The sequence below is a fragment of the Mesorhizobium amorphae genome (genome assembly GCF_014843845.1).
Lineage (GTDB): Bacteria > Pseudomonadota > Alphaproteobacteria > Rhizobiales > Rhizobiaceae > Mesorhizobium > Mesorhizobium amorphae_A.
The window spans coordinates 1-17,266 of record NZ_JHQS01000027.1 but is presented as its reverse complement, the minus strand read 5'-3'; the positions used below and the strand labels follow the sequence as shown (position 1 = coordinate 17,266).

Below are 17,266 nucleotides of genomic sequence, written 5' to 3'. Positions count from 1 at the left end.
TCAACAGCATCGCGCGGCCATCAAAATCACAGCCTGAAAAATTAAGGCTGGACACAGGGTGTCTCATGCCGCCAACGGGAGCGGCATCTCTTGGCGGCGCACCCAGTTCCATGGCATCAGCTCGTCCCAGCGTGAGGCTGGCCAGTCGTTCTGGATCGCTCGGTGACATCGGCCATGTAGGCTTCGGCATCGACGCCGCAGAGCTTGCAGGTCTCGATGATGCTGAGCACGACCGCTGACTGCTCCGCCGCGGCGAAGTTGCCCGAGAAAAGCCAATTGCGCCTGCCGACCGTAAATCCACGAATGGCCCGCTCCGCGATCAGGTTGTCGGGCTCGAGCTGGCCATCGTAGAGGAAGCGGTTGAACACGCGCCATCGCTTGGTGCCATAGGCGAAGGATATCGGCATGGCGCGACAAACCGCTGCCCTGGCGCATCAGCTGTCGTCGCAACGCGCGGACCAGTGGGTCGGGTCCGCCTTCGTGGTGCGGCCAATCGCTCGGCGGGCGGGAGCCCCCGTATCTCTTCCTCGATCCGGAAAATCGTACGCGCCAAGCTGACCCCATCTGGCGCGGCTTGAGGTGATGAGCGAGACATACTAACACTGAAGCAAGGAGCCGAGGAGCTTGCAGTGTCAATTTCTATGTCTGCGCCTATGCAAGTTTTCATGTCCTTGAGGCGGTCCCGAACCGGCTGGAGGCAAGCCCGCAGCGTCCGCGTCGGTGCTGGTCGGCGGAAGCGAAGTCGCGGCTGATCGAGGCGACACTGAAGCCGGGCGCGAATGTATCGGCCATTGCCAGACAAGCGGGGATGGCGCCCGACCAGCTGTTCGGCTGGCGGAGCAAGGCGATCAAGAGCGGTGCGGTCATGCCGCAGCGAGATGCGGCTGGGCTTGGCTTTGTCGAGGTCACGCGGGTGAGCGTGCATACGCTGCGCCACAGTTTTGCGACTCACCTCCTTGAGAGCGGTACGGATATCCTGATTATCCAGGTGCTGCTTAGGCACGACAACCTCTCGACGACGGCGCGCTACACCCATGTGGCAACAAGCGCGATCGCCAAGACGCAGAGCCCGCTCGACCGCCTGACGCTGGAGGGGTGGCCCGCCTGTGCCAGCGATGCGCTCCGAGTTGGGAGGTGGCGCATATCTTCCGTCGCCAAGATCATGCCTCGTCTTGCCCATGACCGCCATCTCGGCCGCGTTGAGCGTCGCGTCATGTCCGCGATCGAGCGGCCGGTGCGCCGGGATTCGACAGAACGATTTCAAGTTCTGCGCGCCGCCGATTATCCCCGAAGCGTAGATCGGTAAGGTGATTGAGTTGTGAGGCGGCCTCACTCCGTTGAGGCGGAGCGCGATGGAGGAGAGCTTTTGTCGGGTGATACGATCCCTAATAGGATCCGCCTCATCCGCTTTCGCTGCTTATTTCTTCTCCTTAGGTTTTGCAGCAGCGAAGATCGGCGTCAAGATGTAGGCGCCGTCACTGCAGTCAAATCCGCTTATCCCATAGCCGCTGGCGAAGGCGTCGCGCAGGCTATCACGAAGCATGAGCCTTGCAGCCAGCGCCTTATTTCTATCCTGCCGTAACAAGGTCTCTAAATCGTGAGGGAGTCGAACGCGCAGGCAATCCTCTACATTTTCACGCGGGAGCCGACCCTCCGATTTTGCGTCGACAACGGGGTCATCAAGAAACCAGTCGACCAACAAACGATCGGAAGGCAGTCCTTCATTGATCCCACCCATCGCTCCGTAATAATCGACTAGGTAGGTCGTGGATCGGGCACCTAGCCGGTCGATATTGAGAGCTGCGTTGATTGCTCGCATGGGATCGAAGGTCCAGCGGACATGCCGGACGCCATGCGTCAGGCACCAGCTCCGCTGATACCATTTGAGCGCTACGCCAAGGCCGCGACCGCGCATATCGGGTAGCACAGCCAACCGTTGCGAATGTTGTACGCCCGACGTGGCGCTAGGAGAGGCGAAAATGTAGCCGACGAGCCGGTCGTCGACGAAGGCGCCGGCAGCGAGCCCGCCTTCTGCCTGAATGACCATCATCAGTTCAGCCGGATCGGGCACGTCCCCCTTCCCCCAGACCGCAGGCTGCAACGCCTCGGCAGCACGGAAGTCCGCCATGCCGGATAGATCGCGAATTTCCGCAGCCGCCATGCCGAAAAACCTTGGAGAGTGATCGTAACGATTAATAAAATGATGTTCGCGGCGGCTTACGTCAAATGCAGTTTGCATATGCCCGCCATCTGGCTGTCAGATGATGTAAAGGTGATCCACGAAGGTTTCTCCAGATACCAAGCGCGTCCTCGGCTCGGACCGTGATCCAAGCCACCTCCGGGGCACTGGCATTTCGGCGCCGTGCTCCCAAGGCTTTTGTAGTAAGCTCGAGCATCGCCCGAGGAGGCGGTAGCGCTCTTCTTTTTGGCTGAATGCGATACGCGACGCATAGTCGATGCAGACGTGAACGAACTCCCAGCCGTCCCCCCGCGCTTGGAGCTGCGCGCCAAGGCGCTCGCCGGTGACGCGAAGGCCAACCCGCTCGAAGCGGCCGAGCTTCTTGATGTCGATGTGGATCAGTTTACCAGGATGTCGAGCGGCTCCAGGCGGCCTATGCGGCTGGGTGACTGCGCTTCTGCGGCACGCTCGACGGGCGCGGTCAGGCTCATGCCTTCACGGCCGCGATCCGGCAGCTTCGTCGCAAGAACTGGATCGTCTATGCCAAGCCGCCGTTCGGCTCGCCCGAGCAGGCCTCTCCCGGATCGCCGTGCAGTCACGCGCCGCAGCCGGCGAGACCACCAGGCCGCTCCGCGCACCTGCTGTGGCGGCGTTCTGCGCATCACCGCCACGCTGCCGCACTGGTTGTGAGCTTTCAATAGGTTGTCCATCGGGTCCCCGGCGAGGAAGCTGAGGTTGCGAGACTTCAGCGATTCCATGGAGGACCGGATGAACATGCACAAGAATGCCAGTCTGACGGCGCTCGGTCGAGAGCGGGTCGTGATGCAGGTGCTGCGCGGGCACAGTGAGCAAAGTGGTAGCACGCTTCAAAGTCGAGGGTGTGGACGGGCTCAAGGATCGGTCCTCGCGGCAACGCGCCCAGGCTGATGTCGCTCGATCCGCACGAGCTCATCCGTCGCTTCCCGCAGCATAGGCGGTGGTCAGTGCAGTGCGCGCCTTCAACGATGGCACCGCTTCCAGAAAGCGCACTACCTCGTCGGCGCTCAGGATGGCCGGCAACTTGCGCGGCGTGCGCGCATAGACGATGCTCTCCGAGATCTCCGCCCGATCCAGGGTCACGCCGTAGAAGAAACGCACAGACCGTCTGGTTCAGCGCCGGCCAGGAAATGCCCTGCGACACCAGATAAACCTGGAACGCACGGACGTCCTCCAGCCCAGCCGATCCGGCGACCGGCCGAAATAAGGGCTGAACTTCGCCACCGCATGCAAATAGGATCGTCGCGTCGCGGGCGACAGGTTGCGCAAGCTCATGTCGTCGATCATGCGGCGCTGCGGGATTATAGCGTGGTGGTATCGATCGGTTTGATCGGACGCTAATCCTCCAAGCGAGCTAGAAAAAACGTTCAGCATTGCTTGACTACAGTTCAGGCCGCCGAGCCTTTATGCGGCCAGCGCCGTCTCAACCAGGTTTACCCAATAGCCGATGCCATAAGGCAGCGCTTCGTCGTTGAAATCATATGACGGGTTGTGCACGGAGGCGGTCGGGCCGTTACCAATGTGAATGTACGCACCCGGCCGCGCCTCAAGCATGTAAGCGAAATCCTCCGATCCCATGCTCGGCTTGATCTTTTCGGCCACAGAGACGGGCCCCACGAGACCGCGCGCCGCTTTGATAGCCAGATTGGTCCCTTTCGTGTGGTTGAACATTGCGGGTTCGAGCCGCCGGTGCCTGAACTCGATTTCCGCGCCAAATCCGCGCGCGATACCTTGCGCGCACGCCTCAATCTGTCGTTCTGCGAAGTCCCGCAGGGAGGGTAGGAAGGTCCTGACGGTGCCAGCCATTTCAGCGTAGTCTGGAATGATGTTGTACGCTGTGCCGGCGTGCAACTTGGTGACGGAGATGACGAGCGACTCGGTCGGGTCCGTGTTGCGTGAAACCAACGTTTGCAGGCCGACGATGATCTGTGCTGCAACAACAATCGGATCGATGGTCCGATACGGGTGGGCCGCATGGCCGCCCCTGCCCTTTACAATAATGTCGAACTCATCAAGCGCGGCGGCGACAGGGCCGTCGCAAATGGCAAACTTCCCGACCTCCATACCCGGTCGGTTGTGCATGCCGAAAACCTGAGAGATGCCGAAACGGTCCATGATCCCTTCCTGGACCATCCTTTGGCCGCCGCATCCGTCTTCTTCCGCGGGCTGGAAGATCAAGGCAACGGAGCCCTTGAATTTGCGCGTACCCGCAAGGTACTTGGCGGCACCCAGAAGCATAGCCGTGTGACCATCATGGCCGCATGCATGCATCTTGCCCAGTATCTGCGATGACCAGGGTTTGTTGGACGCTTCAAGTATAGGGAGCGCGTCCATGTCCGCCCTCAATCCGATCGTCGCCCCGTCTCCGCCTTCCCCCTGGATCACCGCGACGACACCGGTTTCAGCTATCCCCGTTTCGATATGATTGATGCCGAACGAAGCCAGTTTCTCAGTCACAAACCTGGCTGTGTCGTGCACCTGATAGCCCAGTTCCGGATGTTGGTGCAGGTAGCGACGCCACTCGGTTGCCTCGTCCTGCAGCTCCCGGAAAGTTTCAACACTGTGCATCTGAACGTTCCTACATCGCGTTTCTTGGCCATTTCATTTGTTTAGTCACATTCAGTCGCCGGGATGGCTTATGTCAAATTCAGTATGTGAATTGAGAGCATCTGGTTTTGAGATGCACTCGGGCCGGCGTAGGGCGGCAATTCCGTCCGGATATCGCCGGACCTGTTTAACACCTGTTCGCGCGACCTCAGCCAAATTACAGGCAGCGTTCGATTTTGGCGGCCGCTGCCGCAGCTCGGCGGCATGACCGGCGTCGACGCAGAAGGCTATGGCCGCTTTCGCGACAACGTGAATAAGATAATCTGCGCACCGTCGGCTCGGCGGTGCTCGTCGCCCTAATCGGCACCGGCGTCCAGTAGAGTTCAAGTCTCGCCAACCGGTAAACGGCTTCCGACGCGGCACGGCTGAACTTCGCGGAGACCTTCGGCCGAGCGGCTGAATGAACCACATCCCAGAACCTCAATGTTCAGCCGACCCTCCAGATCCACCCGGGTTATCTATTCAATGTGATTTCATACGTAGACGCCTTGGCCGTAGAGCTTGTCGCCGTCCCGGCGCAGCGGCGGCTGTTTCTTGGTCACGCCATGGGCATGGACAGTGTCAAGGTGCGCGAGGATCAGCGCTGTCTTCGTTGCTACCCTCCGCGCGTGGCGAGTGTACCGGCAAGATATCTCTGTAACCCTGCGCCCTGGCAAGCGCTCGACGTCACGCCGCGTTTATCGCGCCAGTATTTCAACGCGCTCGACCAGCTTGTTGAGGGCCGCTGCATCTACGGGTGGCGTCTCGATCTGAACCCAACCACGGAGTTCGCCAAGCACTTTTCAATATGCCATCTGAGGGTGAGGACGGGTGCAACGGTTGCCTGCATCGATGTGACCATGCGCACGGATGAGCCTGAGATGGTCCGAAATTCTCGAGTCGGTGCGGCGGATGCGGATCGTTGAGGTGAGCAGCCAGCTGTCAGGTCTTTTTGAGGTCTAGACCGGGAGCCACCCCGAGGATTGCGGCTATCCGCCGGAAAGTGAACGCAGCCTTGAAGCGAACGGCCGCCGGTTCAGGAGCGCTTCAGCGAGAAAGGAAGCGTCGGCACGGGCCTCAGCCTCGACACGGGAACAGAACGACAGGCAATGACGAGGCCTGCCCTGTATCTCTTCGGCGCCCATTCACACCTAGACTAGATCGCCGACGCGCTGCAACCGCCCTCATCCAGCGCTTTGAAAATAGCGCCACTGCCAGTAGCAAGGAGCACCGGCAGGGCGCCGCCACAAGTCACGGCCGCATGGTGACCGGACAACCGCGGCAAGCTACGGGTTTGCGTAGTAGCCCTCTTTTCCAATGAGATCAGAACGCTTCATAGGCGAACGCCCTATCGATCCACCAGCGGCCGTGATCGCTTGGATAGAGCCGCCTAGTTTAAGGCAACAACGACTGCATTAGAAGCGTGCCGTCCCCATCTGGGCACCGTAGAAGCCATCGGATCGCTGCCTTCGAGCTTGGCAAAGCGGGTCTCGGCCGTGCGCGCCCATCGGTAGCCAGGATGGTGAAACCGAAAACACGCAGATAGTCGATCATTGCCGCCGCGGACGCTTCTGGCCGCGCCGTGCCGGCGAGGACGACGCGGGCGGTCAAGCGTTGGAATCGAGTAAAAGCCTTTCTCAGTGGCTCGACAAATTCCGCCATCGCCTCGTCCGCTCCTTCGTGACGCTCTGAAACCAGGGCCTCAGAGCCCGCTTAAAAATGGGATTGAACGAAACTGAGGGCAAGTCCAAGTTCGCCGAGGCGATCGCTAAGCCATCTCCAGACGGGAAGCCCTTGAACGCTTCCTGACCGACGGGCGGATCGAGATCGATCCAATACGGTCGAGGGGGCAATTGCAAGAAAGAAACAGCCTGGTTGCGCGCAGCTACAACCGGGCGACGTTGCCAGGCTCGTTCTGACGGCCAAATGAACGAGGTCGACTCGCGCCGAGGCGACGCCAGCCCACGCGGCTAGGTTCCAGATCCTATGCTCCTCCTCTTACATCGCTACTCGGGCAGAATCACATCATTGGATATGGCTAGAATGAAGGGCGCCGTGGTCAAAGGCGCCCTTCGCATCGGCGGCAGGCTTCGATCCCGGAGGTACGGACCTAAGCACTTCGGAAGGAGCCGCCGATGAGCCGTTTTTGGGCATCCCGCTGCGCCAACACCGGCTGGATGGGTAAGTCTAGCGCGCGCAGTCGTATGCGGCGGGCGCTATGGGTCAGCTTCGATCCGTCAGAACGAGCGCTGGAAGCGGAGGATACCGCCGACAGCGTTGCTCTTGCCAGCCGGGATGCCGGTCCAGTTGTAACCGTTGCTGTCGTGGTCGTTATGAGCCCAGTCAACTTCGGCCGTAATCGTGAGACCCGGGACGATCTTGTAGGCGACGTTCGCCGCAAGGCCAAACTCTTTGGCTTCATCATACGACACTTGGAGGTTGAATGCAGTCTTCTCGTTGAGGGTGTAGGTGGCACCACCCCACACTGCCCAGTTGCCGCCCCACGGCTTGTAGAAGCCGCGGTCGCCTGCAGGGATCGCATAGGTCGGGTCGTTGAGATTGTCGTCGGTGCCGTAGCCGGCCATGATGAACAGCGCCAGCGCCTCGGTCGCATTCACGTCCAAGCGAACCTTGCCGGCCACCTCTTCGTAGTTGCTGTCATAAGCAACGACGCCGGTGATGGCGCCCCAGCCCTGCGTGTACTTTACGCCGCCGACGACATGCGGGATATAGCTGTCGATTGTACCAACAACGCCAGAGCCTTCTTCGAGCGAGACCACGGCCGAGAAGCCATTGCCAGCGTCGAAGTAGTACTGCACGACGTTGGTGTCGAAATCGCCATAGGGAACCAGCGTATCGTTGAGGACGTTGCCGGCGTAGCCGATGAACGTGTCAAAGGCCGATTCGTCCTTACCGACGCGCAGCCCACCGAGTTGGATCCAGGCAAAGTTCAGCGTGCTGCTGTTACTGCCGTCGGAATAGTTGAATTTGGTTTCAGTGTAGGTTTTCAAGGTCCCGAGTTCGGTTTCCTGACCAGTCCAGGTCCTCAGCGAGAGGCGGGCCTTCTTGTGCCAGGTATCGTTGATGCTGCCGTCCTCATGGTCGACAGCACGACGGCCATTGTACGAACCTTCCTGGCCAGCCGAAGCATCCCAGCGGACATAGCCACCGATGCGTAGGCAGGTTTCGGTGCCAGGAATGTAGAAATAGCCGGCGCCATAGACGTCGCAGATCTTGACGTATTCAGCGGGTTCCGGCTCGGCGACGACGACGGCGTCGGCGGCGCGCGCGCCGGAAACTGCGATCAGGGCCGCAGCGGAGCCGAGAAGTAGGCTCTTGATGTTCATTTTGATCTCCACTCAAAGATTAAAAAAAGGGCTAGGGCATCATCTTTGCTGAAAGACAGCACCCTCCCCCATTCCCCACGATCGAAAAAGATGCGCATCGCGCTCTTCGTCGCAGTTAGACGCTATCCTCAATATTACATAATACAAGAACTATGGCGCTGAATGCAGAGATATGCGCAACAACCGTTGCGTTTATGTCACAAAAACCGAGTATATTTTGTACAATTTGCACAAACTATACAAACAATACAAGTTGGACAGTTCAAACAATATTATAAAATACACCAAGCGGCGCGCGCAGTGACGCGTGCGAACTCAATAGGGCTTTCACAGGCCCACAACGGGACCAATCGATTGCCGATGCAATGATTTGCAGTTGGTTTCGTCGGTAGGGCTTCATGTCGAGGAAAAATCTCGTGCGGCCCAAATCACTTCTGCAGCCAGATCTTGCCGGAGCATCTGTATGGGAATTCGGCCATCAAGCCGAGGTGAAGGGGAGGTCAGCCAAAGCCACGCCGGTCTGGGATTGGCGATCAAGGAGAGCACTTGTCGTATCCCCGGGGCCGGCCTCCCGTCGACGAACTGAGCCAAGGGGAACACATGCTTGCGCGCGCCTTTCCGCAATGCAACTACATCGTTGTGCCGTTGCCACCAGTGCAATGTCGATCGCGGTATGCCGAAGTGTTTTTCCAGATAGGTGGGCCCTGCAACCTCGCCCGCCCAGTCTTCAATGCGCAGGCAATCGGTGTGCTGATCTCGCGCTTTTAGGACTGCGCACTCGTGCGCGTCCTCGGTTCGAACCCCGAGCGGAGCCACCTCACGGACGCTGGCATTGAAATGTCGTGCTGCTTCGGCTACGAGCCTGTCAACAAAATCGGAGGCCAGCTCGACCAACTCGTCATGAACCGCTTTTTGGCGAGTTAGTGAAAGTGGTTCAGTGCCAGCGTTGTTACCAGCGCTCATGTGCGCTGGGGTTGAAGTATGCGCCTTTATGACCTCGTCGTACTGAGCCAGAACGCGCTGGACCTGTTTTGCAACCGAGCTTGAAAGCTCGTCCTGTCGAGGTTCGTTTCCAAAGGATTTCGTCATGTGTGGCCCCCTGCCGCGCAAGAGTCCGCTTGCTTCCCTCTGCGGTCGAATTGTGATTCACGCTATGTATGGGGACACAAGAGACGCGCGGCCGGATGGCCCGCGTCGAGCGGAAGACGAAGCGTTCTCTGATCCTCATCGATTTGTAATGGGAGCGGATTGGGCCGCTCCTGCCGAAACCAGCCGAGCGAGACTGCAAGCCGGGCGTTGATCTCCGCGAAGTTCTCAACGCGATCCGCTATATAACGCGCACGAGCGGCGGCTGGCGAATGCTTCCGAAGGACTTTTCGCCCTAGCAGACGATCTACTGGTGGTTCCGGGGCTTTGTGCGGCTGATGCTGTTCCGCACAATCCACCATATCGCCCTGGTGCTGGATCGCCAGCGGGCCGGACGCGAGGCCAGCCCGAGTGCCGGGATCACAAACAGCCAGACCAAGGCACCGGCGCCGGGGGCGGAGCGCGGCTACGATGCGGCCAAAAAGACGGTCGGGCGCAAGCGCCACATCGCCATCGACACCGATGGGCGGCTGCTGACGGTCAATCTCAGGCCGGCCGACATCTCCAACAGCGCCGCCACGCAGATGATCCTTGAGTCCATCCGCAAGCGCTGGCCATGGATCAAGCATTTCTTCGCCGATGACGCCTACTGTCGCAGGCAATTGCTGGACAAGACTATCTTCCTCGACTTCGCAATCGCAGTGGAGCGCCGCATCGACGCCAAGCCCGGGTTCCAGATGCTGCCCTGGCGTTGGGTGGTCGAGCGAACCTTCGGCGGGCTGACATACCGGCGCCGTCTCGTGCGCGACTACGAACGACGCATCGATGTCTCTGACGCCATGCCCCACGTCTCCATGGCCAGTCTCTTGCTGCGCATCAGCCATTGATCCACTCGGCTCCGACCACCACCCCATTTTTGCTACCGGCTCGCCCCCTGCCGTTGAAAAGGCTGATAGCGCGTTGCGTTGGACATCGCATGCTTTCCTAGATTGAACTCTTGCCAGCGTCAGACCGGCCGATGTCCGAGCCGTGGACTCGCTGCAGTTTCAACGCGATGGGCGCAGCCTGTCAAATATGGAATATCGTCCAAAACCATCTCGAATCCAGATTTATACGGCTCGGGCGTCGCGGAAGCGCAACTTTGGTTGGGATGTCCTAAGCGCGGTCCGGGGCCGTGGCTATTTGTCAATCTGGCTGGTCTGTGTGCCTGATCGGAACGCGGAAGTAACCACGAAGCCGCCCCTTTCATCGTTTTCCATGATGCAAATCGATGCTGCCTTCGATGGTGCAGCACAGGCAAAGTTTTGGAATGCCGGCCAGACCTTTGTTTCGGCCAATCGGCTCTACGGGACGTCCTTTGTCAATCCAGTTTGCCTACTCATCGGGCGACGAGATGGTCTTGGGCCCGACGTCGGGGAAAGCTTCAGCGCCTCTAAACGAATAGCTCAAGTGCTTCTTTGGCTGTGGACACGAGCAGTAGATCCTTGGCGTCGATCTGATCGCCGGCCTTGACCAGCACTTCGGCAATTGTGCCGTCGCGCTCGGCATGCAGCGCCGTCTCCATTTTCATGGCTTCGATCGACAGCAGCACGTCACCGGCCTTGACCGCTTGACCAGCGGCAACCGAAAGCGCCGAGACGACACCCGGCATCGGTGCCCCGACATGCGCCTCGTTGCCCGGCTCCGCCTTGCGGCGCGCCTTGGCGGCGGAAGCGCCATGCGCGCGGTCCGGCACCTTCACCCGGCGTGGCTGGCCGTTGAGCTCGAAGAACACGGTGACCATGCCCTTCTCGTCGACGTCGCCGATGGCCAGGCAGCGCACCACCAGCGTTTTGCCCTTTTCGATGTCGACGAAAATCTCGTCTTCCGGCTTCATGCCGTAGAAATAGGTCGGCGTCGGCAGCACGCTGACCGGCCCGTAGGTTTCCTGCGCGCCGATGAAATCCGAAAACACTTTCGGATACATCAGCCACGAGGCGAATTCGAATTCGCTGAGCTTGCGCTCGAGCTTCTCCTCGATCTCCTTGCGGCTGGCCTTGAGGTCGGCCGGCTTGAGCAGCGAGCCCGGCCGGGCGGTGATCGGCCTGTCGCCCTTCAGCGCCTTCTTCTGCAGCGCCTCCGGCCAGCCGCCCGGCGACTGGCCGAGATCGCCGCGCAGCATCGATACGACCGAGTCGGGGAAGGCGATGTCCCGGGCGGGGTTCTCGACATCGGCGACGGTCAGGTCCTGGCTGACCATCATCAGCGCCATGTCGCCGACAACCTTGGACGACGGCGTCACCTTGACGATGTCGCCGAACATCAGATTGACGTCGTGATAGGTCTGCGCCACCTCGTGCCAGCGCGTTTCCAGCCCGAGCGAGCGCGCCTGCTCCTTCAGATTGGTGAACTGTCCGCCCGGCATTTCGTGCAGATAGACTTCCGAGGCCGGACCCTTGAGGTCGCTCTCGAAGGCGGCATACTGGTTGCGCACCGCCTCCCAATAGAACGAGATCTTTCTGATCCACAGCGGATCGAGGCCGGGATCGCGCTCGGTGCCTTTCAGCGCCTCGACGATCGAGCCCAGGCATGGCTGCGAAGTGTTGCCCGACAGCGAATCCATCGCCGCGTCGATGGCGTCGACGCCACTCTCCACCGCCGCCAGCACCGTCGCCGCGGACAGGCCTGACGTGTCGTGCGTGTGGAAATGGATCGGCAGGTCGCTCGCCTCGCGCAGCGCCTTGAACAGCACCCGGGCCGCGGCTGGCTTCAACAGTCCGGCCACGTCCTTGACGGCGATGATATGGGCGCCCGCCGCCTGCAATTCCTTGGCCAGTCCGACATAGTATTTGAGATCGTATTTGGCCCGTGCCGGATCGAGGATGTCGCCGGTGTAGCAGATCGCCGCCTCACACAGCTTGCCCTCGGCGCCGACCGCATCCATGGCGACGCGCATGTTTTCGACCCAGTTCAGGCAGTCGAAGACACGAAACAGGTCGATGCCGCCGGCGGCGGCCTGCTTGACGAAATGCTGCACGACATTGTCGGGATAGTTGGTGTATCCGACGCCATTGGCGCCGCGCAGCAGCATCTGCAGCAACAGATTGGGTGCCGCCTCGCGCACCAGCGACAATCGCTCCCACGGGTCTTCGGTGAGGAAGCGCATGGCGACGTCGAAAGTGGCCCCACCCAGCATTCCAGGGACAGCAGTTGCGGCAGCGCGCGCGCATAGGTGCCGGCAATGCCGGCGATGTCATGCGTGCGCATGCGGGTGGCGAGCAGGGATTGATGGCCGTCGCGCATCGTCGTGTCGGTGACCAGCACCTCTTTTTGCTCGCGCATCCAGGCGGCGAATTTCTCCGGACCGAGCACGTCGAGCTTCTGCTTGCTGCCGCCCGGCACATTGCCGTTGAGATAGGGCACCACAGGGGCAGCCGCATCAGCCTTCGGCATGGGCCGGCCGCGCGTTTCCGGATGGCCGTTGACCGACACGTCGGCCAGATAATTGAGCAGCTTGGTGGCGCGGTCCTGGCGCTTGACCTGCTGGAACAATTCCGGCGTCGTGTCGATGAACTTGGTCGTGTAGGAATTGTCGGCGAAACTCGGGTGATTGATGATCGCCTCAAGGAAGGTGAGATTGGTCGCCACGCCGCGGATGCGGAACTCGCGCAGCGCCCGGTTCATGCGGGCGATGGTCTCGGCCGGCGTCGGCGCCCACGCCGTCACCTTCTCCAGCAGCGGATCGTAGAAACGGGTGATGACCGCGCCCGAATAGGCGGTGCCGCCATCGAGGCGGATGCCGAAGCCGGTGGCGCCGCGATAGGCGGTGATGCGGCCATAATCTGGGATGAAATTGTGCTCGGGGTCTTCCGTGGTGATGCGGCACTGCAGCGCATGGCCGTTCAGCCTGATATCCTTCTGCGCCGGCACGCCCGATTCCGGCGTGCCGATGGCAAAGCCGTCGAGGATGTGTATCTGCGCCTTGACGATGTCGATGCCGGTCACCTGCTCGGTGACGGTGTGCTCGACCTGGATGCGCGGGTTGACCTCGATGAAGTAGAATTTGCCGGTGTCGGCATCCTGCAGGAACTCGACCGTGCCGGCGCCGATATAGCTCGTCTCGCGGGCGATCTTCAGCGCGTGGCCGCAAAGCTCCTCGCGCAATGACTGTTCGAGATACGGCGCCGGCGCCCGCTCGACAACCTTCTGGTTGCGGCGCTGGATCGAGCAGTCGCGCTCGAACAGATGCACGGCATTGCCGTGACGGTCGCCAAGCACCTGCACCTCGACATGGCGGGCGCGCTCGATCAGCTTTTCGAGATAGACCTCGTCCTTGCCGAAGGCGGCCTTCGCCTCGCGCTTGCCTTCCGTCACCTCGCGGGCGAGGTCGGCTTCCGAGCGGATCGCGCGCATGCCGCGGCCGCCGCCGCCCCAGGATGCCTTCAGCATCACCGGATAGCCGATCTCCTTGGCCAGTTTCTTGACCACGTCCATGTCGTCCGGCAACGGATCGGTGGCGGGGATCACCGGCACGCCGACAGCGATGGCCAGGTTGCGTGCGGCGACCTTGTTGCCGAGCCGGCGCATCGTGTCGGGCTTCGGTCCGATGAAGGTGATGCCGGCCTCGGCGCAGGCTTCGGCGAATTCCGGGCTTTCCGACAACAGCCCGTAGCCCGGATGGATGGCGTCGGCGCCCGAAAGCCTGACGACGCGGATCACCTCCTCGATCGACAGATAGCTTTCGATCGGCCCCATGTCCCGGTTGAGATGCGGTCCGCGCCCAACCTGGTAGCTCTCATCGGCCTTGAAGCGGTGCAGCGAATACTTGTCCTCCTCGGCCCAGATCGCCACGGTTTTGTGGCCGAGTTCGTTAGCCGCGCGAAAGACGCGGATGGCGATTTCGGACCGGTTGGCGACAAGGATTTTGCTGATTAGCAAGGCACTTCTCCAATATACAGGGATTTGATGTCGGCCCCACACTGCTACTGAGGTACGTCGACTGCAGCCGTCCACCGGAATCTCCGGACCTGGAGAGGATCGCCTTGTCCCCAAGGTCCTCAAAAGCGAGCGTACGAGCAGACTTGATGGGCTTTGGGAAAAGTTGGGGTATGCGGCCTCGTCGTCAAAGCAGCGGGCCAAGTCCGTTTCTGTCGCAGAATTGATACACGGGAAGGTCCGTTCTACCCTCGCCCGAGCGTCACGCTTCGTTTAAAAAAGTTGGTAGGTCTGCTTCATCGAACATCGATCGTTCCGCCAGTTGCTGCAGGACATGGCGCTCGCCCTTGACGTAACGGCCCTTCGATTCACAAGTTGGCGAAGGGCGGCGTACCCTTAACCGAATCTCGCTAACTTCATGTGACCGGTCAAATAGCGTTTATTGTTGTCTGCCATCTTATTCTTAGATGGCTCGGAACGATCTCCATTCCCATTTGGAGCCGAAAGGTCGGCGAACGGCGTAAGCGCCTTCCCGCATGTCGCTTGGCTCAACATCGGAATGAGGGAGCGGCCGGCCGTCGATTGAGACGCAGGCACCAATCGCGACTGCTTGGCTCTCGGCTGCCACGAGACCGTTACCTAACAAGAGCTCGTGAGGCCCGCTAGGCCATTCCAGCACAGCAGGGGAATTCGTCAGGCGTCCGCGCGAGCGATATGTCGACAGGCCGCGACACAGAAGCGCGCGCGTGGCAAGGTCATTGTGGAGGAGCATGTCATGAGGGGTCGTGCCGTCCTGACAGGGTGAAGGTGCCGATCTGTACGATTCGGCAGGCACGCGTGCCGGAGATAGACTCAGCGACCCGAGCCCAGGCTCAAGCCGCCCTTGTGCGCGATCGATTTCTAGCGGGGACCGCATCTCGACATTGTCGATCAGCCGCGTCTCGCCAAGCCAGGCGGCCGCGAGCCGCCGTTTAGGCGTTTCAAGCGTGTGCATCGGCGCGAGGTCTTCCTCTGCCCGCGGCTCGAGACACGCATCGACCGGCGCTCAGACGGCGATGAGTGCGGCCGCATCGACGAGGATCGCGGCAAGCTTGGGTGCGACCTGCCGCTCTGGCGGCGACAAGTGCACGTTGCGCGAGGAGCGCGCCAGCCCGTCAGGTTCACGCACGGTAGGGCAAGGAACGATCTCGATCGCGCCCGCTCGCTCACCGCAAGCGCCTCGCGCCCAATGCGCTCGGCATCCCCGCCCTCGTAGGAGCCGAATGGTATATCGACGACCATCAACGCGCGTTCCAGCCCGCGGCGCAACGCCCTGCCGTGCACGATCATTATCGAGCATAACGCCCAGCGTCGACGGCAAGCCGTGGAGCACCATGCCGACGCTGTACGAGAACAATGTCGATTGACGAGCTTTGCAATTGGCGTGGTATAGGCCGTCAGGCAGATAAGCGGCGTCCCACCTTTGCGTGAACGAATATCCGGCGGTGTAATCGCCTTGGTGTCACCAACCCACTCAAATGGACGCCTCCACATTTTTGTGCAGGTGCTAAGAGGAAGATCGCCACGGCGCGTGGTGTTGACGCGCCGACCGTCATCATAGAAAACGAATTAAATCGGTTCAGCCTCTTTCGCGGCAGACTTTATTAAAGCACTTCATGGATCATGGATCATCAGGCAAAGGGAACCAGAAAAGGGACAGGTGGAGGCAAGGGCAACGACGTCAAAGCAGACCTGATCGCCGTCGTGGTCGCCGTGACGAAAGGTGAGCCACGCGTCCTGACCATCGGGCAGGCGAGTGCTTTGCCGTCAGGCCCCTTTGAACTCGACCATCGCTCCTTGCAGTCTGGGCTAAGAGCTTGGGTGGAGCGGCAGACCAGTCATCCACTGGGCTATATCGAACAGCTCTATACCTTCGCTGACCGCGACCGGATCGGTGACGAGTTGCAGCGCGTGATCTCGATCAGCTATCTCGGTCTGACGCGAGAAGACCAGACCGAACGATCGCCAACGCATGGATGGCACGGATGGTACGACTATTTTCCATGGGAAGATCACCGTTCGGGAATCCCAGCCATCGTGCCGGAGATCCTCATGCCCCAACTTCAGGCTTGGGCTGAGGATGCCGACGATCCGGACATGCATCATGATCGCTGGCAGCGTGCGACAATAGCTTTCGGCCTCGATGAGCGCGACTGGAACGAGGAACTCGTCCTCCAGCGATACGAACTGCTCCACGAAGCCGCGCTGGTCGCGGAAGCCAAACACAGCGGCAACACAGGCAGTGCACTGTCGATTCCCGGTCGGCCGATGACCGCCGATCACCGTCGCATTCTGGCAACGGGAATCGGCAGACTGCGGACCAAGATCAAGTACCGGCCCGTGGTGTTCGAGTTGATGCCGGCAACGTTCACATTACTGCAGCTGCAGCGAACCGTGGAGGCGTTGGCAGGCAGGCTTGTTCATAAGCCAAACTTTCGACGTCTTGTCGAACAGCAAGATCTGGTCGAGGGGACAGGCGAGACGATGTCCGACACCGGGGGGCGCCCAGCGAAGCTCTTCCGCTTTCGCCAGACGGTTCTGGCGGAACGAACTGTCGCAGGGACGAAATTGCCACTTTCACGCGCTTGACAGTATATCTCATATTATACTCAGTTAGAGAATAATTGGACTGCTGATCGCCTCCGCACGTACGACCGCGCTCTATGATCGGGTGCGACGGGTCATTCCGCCGATCGAATGGCCGGCGTTCGCCGGCGATATCGACGCCATTCTCGATTTTGAAGCGGCGGCGAAATGCCGTCATTCTGGCGCACAACTATCAGACGCCGGAAATCTTCCATTGCGTGGCCGACATCGTCGGCGACAGCCTGGCGCTCGCCCGCAAGGCGATCGCGGTCGAAGCGGACGTGATCGTGCTGGCCGGCGTCCACTTCATGGCCGAGACGGTAAGCTGCTCGGGCCGGGAGCGCCGCGCGAGAGTCGGAAATGATGTGCGCACATTAAAATGTGCCGCAAACTAATGCTCGCTCGCAACCGCGATATAGGAAATCAGGCGATGTCACGGTAACTTCTTGTGAGGAGGCGCCGGGGTAGACGCCGGCTCATGAACGACGCGCTC

General features: G+C 60.6%; 10 protein-coding genes and 11 pseudogenes. 10 read left to right on the top strand and 11 right to left on the bottom strand.

Annotated features, from left to right (window positions below; genetic code table 11):
* Nucleotides 1-116: 116 nt before the first annotated feature.
* Complete coding sequence (locus tag DH08_RS14205; RefSeq protein WP_192179904.1) at nucleotides 117-407, bottom strand: IS66 family transposase; 291 nt, start codon at nucleotides 405-407, stop codon at nucleotides 117-119.
* Nucleotides 408-691: 284 nt separating this feature from the next.
* Here DH08_RS14205 and DH08_RS37400 point away from each other — a divergent pair.
* Nucleotides 692-1,102, top strand: a pseudogene (locus DH08_RS37400) (transposase); the annotation flags it as partial.
* Between the two features lie 315 nt (nucleotides 1,103-1,417).
* On the opposite strand, the gene DH08_RS14190 reads toward DH08_RS37400, so the two are convergent.
* Nucleotides 1,418-2,239 carry a GNAT family N-acetyltransferase gene (locus DH08_RS14190; RefSeq protein ID WP_246800836.1) on the bottom strand — a complete coding sequence of 274 codons (822 nt, stop codon included), beginning with the start codon at nucleotides 2,237-2,239 and terminating at the stop codon, nucleotides 1,418-1,420.
* 122 nt (nucleotides 2,240-2,361) lie between these two features.
* Nucleotides 2,362-2,596: pseudogene (locus DH08_RS14185) on the bottom strand (IS481 family transposase); the annotation flags it as partial.
* On the opposite strand from DH08_RS14185, the pseudogene DH08_RS37395 reads away from it, so the two are divergent.
* A pseudogene (locus DH08_RS37395) lies at nucleotides 2,593-2,751 on the top strand (IS91 family transposase); the annotation flags it as partial. The pseudogenes DH08_RS14185 and DH08_RS37395 sit on opposite strands and share 4 nt — an antisense overlap.
* A gap of 272 nt (nucleotides 2,752-3,023) precedes the next feature.
* Complete coding sequence (locus DH08_RS37390) at nucleotides 3,024-3,152, top strand: leucine zipper domain-containing protein (RefSeq protein WP_192179902.1); 129 nt, start codon at nucleotides 3,024-3,026, stop codon at nucleotides 3,150-3,152.
* Here DH08_RS37390 and DH08_RS14170 read toward each other — a convergent pair.
* Both DH08_RS14170 and DH08_RS14165 read right to left on the bottom strand, forming a co-directional pair.
* Nucleotides 3,140-3,502, bottom strand: a pseudogene (locus DH08_RS14170) (phage integrase N-terminal SAM-like domain-containing protein); the annotation flags it as partial. The gene DH08_RS37390 and the pseudogene DH08_RS14170 sit on opposite strands and share 13 nt — an antisense overlap.
* Before the next feature lie 117 nt (nucleotides 3,503-3,619).
* The gene (locus DH08_RS14165; RefSeq protein WP_192179901.1) at nucleotides 3,620-4,783 is read right to left on the bottom strand and encodes a M20 aminoacylase family protein; all 1,164 of its coding nucleotides are present in this window, start codon (nucleotides 4,781-4,783) and stop codon (nucleotides 3,620-3,622) included.
* Nucleotides 4,784-5,014: 231 nt separating this feature from the next.
* Between DH08_RS14165 and DH08_RS37125 the strand changes: the two are divergent.
* Together DH08_RS37125 and DH08_RS14160 are read left to right on the top strand one after the other, a co-directional pair.
* Nucleotides 5,015-5,295 (top strand): annotated as a pseudogene (locus tag DH08_RS37125) (TrbI/VirB10 family protein); the annotation flags it as partial.
* A gap of 15 nt (nucleotides 5,296-5,310) precedes the next feature.
* Nucleotides 5,311-5,727 (top strand): hypothetical protein, encoded by a 417-nt coding sequence (locus DH08_RS14160; protein WP_192179900.1) that lies wholly within the window; start codon nucleotides 5,311-5,313, stop codon nucleotides 5,725-5,727.
* A gap of 469 nt (nucleotides 5,728-6,196) precedes the next feature.
* Here DH08_RS14160 and DH08_RS37385 read toward each other — a convergent pair whose 3' ends face one another.
* On the bottom strand, nucleotides 6,197-6,463 hold the full coding sequence (locus DH08_RS37385) for a hypothetical protein (RefSeq protein WP_428338307.1): 267 nt from the start codon (nucleotides 6,461-6,463) through the stop codon (nucleotides 6,197-6,199).
* A 63-nt stretch (nucleotides 6,464-6,526) separates the two neighbouring features.
* Here DH08_RS37385 and DH08_RS37380 point away from each other — a divergent pair.
* A pseudogene (locus DH08_RS37380) lies at nucleotides 6,527-6,633 on the top strand (IS66 family transposase); the annotation flags it as partial.
* Nucleotides 6,634-7,038: 405 nt separating this feature from the next.
* Here DH08_RS37380 and DH08_RS14155 read toward each other — a convergent pair.
* On the bottom strand, nucleotides 7,039-8,148 hold the full coding sequence (locus tag DH08_RS14155) for a porin (protein ID WP_192179899.1): 1,110 nt from the start codon (nucleotides 8,146-8,148) through the stop codon (nucleotides 7,039-7,041).
* Nucleotides 8,149-8,544: 396 nt separating this feature from the next.
* Nucleotides 8,545-9,237, bottom strand: a complete 693-nt coding sequence (locus tag DH08_RS14150) for an antitoxin Xre/MbcA/ParS-like domain-containing protein (protein ID WP_192179898.1) — start codon at nucleotides 9,235-9,237, stop codon at nucleotides 8,545-8,547.
* 68 nt (nucleotides 9,238-9,305) lie between these two features.
* Here DH08_RS14150 and DH08_RS14145 point away from each other — a divergent pair.
* Both DH08_RS14145 and DH08_RS37375 read left to right on the top strand, forming a co-directional pair.
* Nucleotides 9,306-10,121, top strand: a pseudogene (locus tag DH08_RS14145) (IS5 family transposase).
* Between the two features lie 351 nt (nucleotides 10,122-10,472).
* Nucleotides 10,473-10,599: pseudogene (locus tag DH08_RS37375) on the top strand (aldehyde dehydrogenase family protein); the annotation flags it as partial.
* 67 nt (nucleotides 10,600-10,666) lie between these two features.
* On the opposite strand, the pseudogene pyc reads toward DH08_RS37375, so the two are convergent.
* The 3 genes and pseudogenes from pyc to DH08_RS14130 all read right to left on the bottom strand — a co-directional run.
* A pseudogene (pyc, locus tag DH08_RS14140) lies at nucleotides 10,667-14,151 on the bottom strand (pyruvate carboxylase).
* Between the two features lie 1,042 nt (nucleotides 14,152-15,193).
* Nucleotides 15,194-15,316 carry a pantoate--beta-alanine ligase gene (locus tag DH08_RS36255; protein ID WP_428338306.1) on the bottom strand — a complete coding sequence of 41 codons (123 nt, stop codon included), beginning with the start codon at nucleotides 15,314-15,316 and terminating at the stop codon, nucleotides 15,194-15,196.
* Nucleotides 15,317-15,390: 74 nt separating this feature from the next.
* Nucleotides 15,391-15,681 (bottom strand): annotated as a pseudogene (locus tag DH08_RS14130) (3-methyl-2-oxobutanoate hydroxymethyltransferase); the annotation flags it as partial.
* A 129-nt stretch (nucleotides 15,682-15,810) separates the two neighbouring features.
* On the opposite strand from DH08_RS14130, the gene DH08_RS14125 reads away from it, so the two are divergent.
* Both DH08_RS14125 and nadA read left to right on the top strand, forming a co-directional pair.
* Complete coding sequence (locus tag DH08_RS14125) at nucleotides 15,811-16,776, top strand: NUDIX hydrolase (RefSeq protein WP_192179897.1); 966 nt, start codon at nucleotides 15,811-15,813, stop codon at nucleotides 16,774-16,776.
* Nucleotides 16,777-16,816: 40 nt separating this feature from the next.
* Nucleotides 16,817-17,117, top strand: a pseudogene (gene nadA, locus DH08_RS14120) (quinolinate synthase NadA); the annotation flags it as partial.
* Nucleotides 17,118-17,266 lie beyond the last annotated feature (149 nt).

Coding starts and splice junctions, on each gene's coding strand:
- DH08_RS14190 (WP_246800836.1), bottom strand. CDS start 2,239: ATGCAAACTGCATTTGACGTAAGCCGCCGCGAACATCATTTTATTAAT.
- DH08_RS14125 (WP_192179897.1), top strand. CDS start 15,811: ATGGATCATCAGGCAAAGGGAACCAGAAAAGGGACAGGTGGAGGCAAG.
- DH08_RS14155 (WP_192179899.1), bottom strand. CDS start 8,148: ATGAACATCAAGAGCCTACTTCTCGGCTCCGCTGCGGCCCTGATCGCA.
- DH08_RS14205 (WP_192179904.1), bottom strand. CDS start 407: ATGCCGATATCCTTCGCCTATGGCACCAAGCGATGGCGCGTGTTCAAC.
- DH08_RS14150 (WP_192179898.1), bottom strand. CDS start 9,237: ATGACGAAATCCTTTGGAAACGAACCTCGACAGGACGAGCTTTCAAGC.
- DH08_RS14165 (WP_192179901.1), bottom strand. CDS start 4,783: ATGCACAGTGTTGAAACTTTCCGGGAGCTGCAGGACGAGGCAACCGAG.
- DH08_RS37385 (WP_428338307.1), bottom strand. CDS start 6,463: ATGGCGGAATTTGTCGAGCCACTGAGAAAGGCTTTTACTCGATTCCAA.